This is a genomic window from Armatimonas sp. (assembly GCF_964826245.1).
On sequence record NZ_CBAYMC010000347.1, the window covers coordinates 1 to 3520 of the forward strand.

A 3520-nucleotide genomic window follows, 5' to 3' on the forward strand; every position below is an offset into this window, starting at 1 on the left:
GAAGTCACGGGGATTAACCGGGGTGGAGTTCCTCATCTCGGATGATCATGCAGGACTTGTCAAAGCCATTGAAGGGAGTTTTGTGGGGGCAACCTGGCAGCGATGTCAAGCGCACTTTATCCAAAACCTCTCGGATGCTTGTCCCAAAACCGAGGTGGAAGCTTTCCTTAGCTTGGCCAAACAAGTGCTTCATGCTCCCGATCTTGCCAGCGCTCGCACGCGCTTACGAGAGACGTGCCAGACCTTTGAGAAGCGATGCAGCAAGGCGGTGGCTCTGCTGGAGTCTGCCTTTGATGAAGTGACCAGTGTACTCATCTTACCGACGAAGTACCATCGTCTTTTGAGGACAAGTAACTCCCAGGAGCGCTTGAATGAAGAGATTCGTCGCAGAGACCGCGTGATTCGGATTTATCCGAATCGTGCGAGCTGCGAGCGCCTGCTGGGGGCGCTGCTCATGAAGTTTGACGAAGCAATGACGACGGGAAAAGTCTACACTAACATGGACGATTATCATGCTTGGCGCTTGGAGAGATCTGAGGGGCACGCTTCACGGGAGGCTTTGCCCAAGACAGAGGGTTCTGCTGCTGCTTTTAAAGGAAAGGAATCTGAGGTGCTCTTGACGGTGGCTTAAGCCGCTATCCAGACGCTTTTGAAGGCGAAGCTACCAAGCTTCGCGGGCGGCAAAGCCGCCTGGGGAGAGGGAACCGTAATTACACCAAAAAATGGACTTGACAATTTCGCCCTAAGTCAACAAACTACCGTTATTGATCTCTCGTTAAATCTGTAAACCAGCTCTATTGAAACATCCCATCAAGACATCCTGGAGACGACGGAGACGATTTACTGCAAAAGTAGCATAATCGAACGCTGGGGTATAATTCCAGAAGCATGAAGATCATCAGATTTATTGACCACGCGGGCAATATCCGCTACGGCACCCCCACCGACGACACCTACACCACGGCGACGGCGCTCGAGGGAGATTTATTCACCGGCCTCACCCCCACCAAAGAGCTTCTCTCGGTCGCCAAGCTCCTGGCCCCGATCACGCCGCCCAATATTTTGTGCATCGGCCTCAACTACCAGCGGCACGCGGAGGAGAGCGGCATGGCCGTTCCCGACCGACCAATTCTCTTTATCAAGCCCACCAGCACCCTGAGCAACCCCGGCGACCCGATCATCCACCCGAAAAACAGCGAGGAAGTGGACTACGAGTGCGAGCTAGCCGTGGTGATCGGCAAGACTGCCAAGAACGTGGACGAAGACGATGCCCTAGACTACGTTTTCGGCTATACCTGTGCCAACGATGTCTCCGCCCGCGACTGGCAGCTACGCTACGATAAACAATGGACACGCGGCAAGAGCTTCGACACGTTCTGCCCCCTTGGCCCCGTACTCGTCACTGTGGACGAAATAGACGATCCCAACGAGCTTCAGATTCAGACCCGCGTCAACGGCGAGACGCTGCAAAACTCCAACACGGCAGACATGATCTTCGATGTCTGCGAGATTATCTCGTCGCTCTCCAAGAACTTCACCCTGCTTCCGGGCACGGTGATCTTGACCGGCACCCCCGAGGGCGTCGGCATGGGACGCACCCCCAAGCGCTGGCTCGTCCCCGGCGATGTCTGTGAGATCGAGATCGAAGGAATCGGAGTGCTGGTCAATACCGTGGAGGAGGCCCCCTCCGCCCCCAAGTCTGGGGGAACTTTCTAATGTTCTCACTGGACGGAAAACGCGCGATTGTGACGGGTGGTGCCTCAGGAATTGGGGCGGCGATCGTGGAGACGCTCAAGACACAGGGCGCGAGCGTCCTCGTGCTAGATCTGAGTGACCACGCCGACCTACCCTGTGATGTCTCCGACCCTGACTCCGTTTCTCGCGCCTTCGCAAAAGCGGATGAAGAGGCAGGCGGGCCGCTGGATATTCTGGTGTGCTCGGCGGGAATCGGGTTTGTGGGCGATATTCTCAAGACCACCCCCGCGGACTTCGACCGGCTCATGGGCGTGAACGCGCGTGGGCTCTTTCTCTGCTGTCAGGAAGCCGTGCGCCGCATGAAGGCTAGCGGCAACGGCGGAAGTATCGTCAATATCTGCTCCATCGCCGCCGAGACCGCGCTCGCGGAGCGCTTTGCGTACTCCGCAACCAAGGGGGCGGTGCTGGCCATGACCCGCTGCATCGCGAAAGACTTTGTGGCAGATAACATCCGCTGCAACGCCGTCTGCCCGGCGCGGGTTCACACCCCGTTTGTGGATGCCTACTTAGCCAAGAACTACCCCGGAAAAGAGGCCGAGCAGCTCGCCGTGCTGTCGTCCGCGCAGCCCATGGGCCGTATGGGCCAGCCCGCCGAGATCGCCGCATTGGTGGCCTATCTCTGCTCCGACGAAGCCAGCTTTGTCACAGGCGCCGCCTACGACATCGACGGCGGCGTCATGGCAATGCACTAGACCGCCGATTTCAATCGGCGGAACCAACGGAGAATTTCATGGAACAGGAACTCAGCGCGGGGCCGCTTCGGTGTAAGTTTGCCGACGGCGAGCTGCGCTACATCAAACTCGGTGACACGGAAGTTGTCCGGCGGGTGTTTTTTGCGGTGCGAACCAAGACCTGGGATACCCTGACTCCCAAGCTCTCCAACCTCGACATCTCCCAAACCGAGAGTGGCTTTCGTATTGTCTTCGACGCACGCTGTGAGCGAGGCGCGGCGGGCTTCGACTCAGACGGGGCGTTTAGCTGGTCGGGGAAGATCGAGGGCAAGCGCGATGGCACGATTGTCTTCACGGCAACCGGCGCACCGACGCGCGACTTTGAGACGAATCGTGTTGGGCTCTGCGTGCTCTTTGGGACGCCCACGGTCTGCGGCCAGAAGTACACGCTCACAGGCAAAGACGGCCCGCGCACCGGGACGTTCCCCAAGTACGTCAATGCCCCACTCACCTTCGAGGAAAACTTCTCGGAGCTACGCTACGGCACTATCCGAGTGAGCGCGACGGGCGATGGGCTTTTCTCCATGGAAGACCAGCGCAACTTCGCCGACTCCAGCTTCAAAGCCTACATGACGATGCCCTACGCCTACCCCAAGCTGACCAAAGGCGACGCGCACACGCAGACCATCACGATCAAGCCTGAGGGCCTTCTCCAAGCCGTCAAGCAGCGCACAAGTAAAACGACACGGCTCGTGCTGGGTGAGGTCCTGCTCAGTCGCACCTTTCCTGAGATTCGCCAGGGAAGCACGGGCGAGCGAAACTGGTTCCATAGCATCAACCACGACCGGGAGAAAGCCAAGGCCGCCGAGAGCGTCTCCTTCGCCTACTTCCCCACCGAGCACCTCTACGACGACGACACGTGCTGGGAGAATGTCCCCGTGATTGTCGAGCTGGCAGAGTCCGCGCGGCAGTTTGCGCCCGGAAAGCAGATAGACATCCATCACATCGCCCTCACGCTCACCCATCCCCGCCCTGCCCCTGAGCCACGCAATGCCAACCCAATGGGAGCCGCCTGGGCCGCCGTCTGTCTAAAG

The 3520-nt window shown here is 58.7% G+C and carries 4 protein-coding genes; all 4 read left to right on the forward strand.

The genetic code is table 11. The features are described from left to right. A partial coding sequence (locus tag AC1XOS_RS21130) for a transposase (RefSeq protein WP_481964189.1) occupies positions 1-631 on the forward strand: 631 nt, incomplete at its 5' end. A gap of 257 nt (positions 632-888) precedes the next feature. Beyond that, complete coding sequence (locus AC1XOS_RS21135) at positions 889-1716, forward strand: fumarylacetoacetate hydrolase family protein (protein ID WP_481964190.1); 828 nt, start codon at positions 889-891, stop codon at positions 1714-1716. Next, positions 1716-2447, forward strand: coding sequence for an SDR family NAD(P)-dependent oxidoreductase (locus tag AC1XOS_RS21140; RefSeq protein WP_481964191.1), 732 nt, complete (start codon positions 1716-1718; stop codon positions 2445-2447). The genes AC1XOS_RS21135 and AC1XOS_RS21140 overlap by 1 nt, the downstream gene beginning before the upstream one ends. 38 nt (positions 2448-2485) lie before the next feature. Next, a partial coding sequence (locus tag AC1XOS_RS21145) for a D-apionate lactonase family protein (RefSeq protein WP_481964192.1) occupies positions 2486-3520 on the forward strand: 1035 nt, incomplete at its 3' end.

Excerpts from the sequence above, each read along its gene's own strand:
- AC1XOS_RS21135 (WP_481964190.1), top strand. The coding sequence starts at position 889 with ATGAAGATCATCAGATTTATTGACCACGCGGGCAATATCCGCTACGGC.
- AC1XOS_RS21140 (WP_481964191.1), top strand. The coding sequence starts at position 1,716 with ATGTTCTCACTGGACGGAAAACGCGCGATTGTGACGGGTGGTGCCTCA.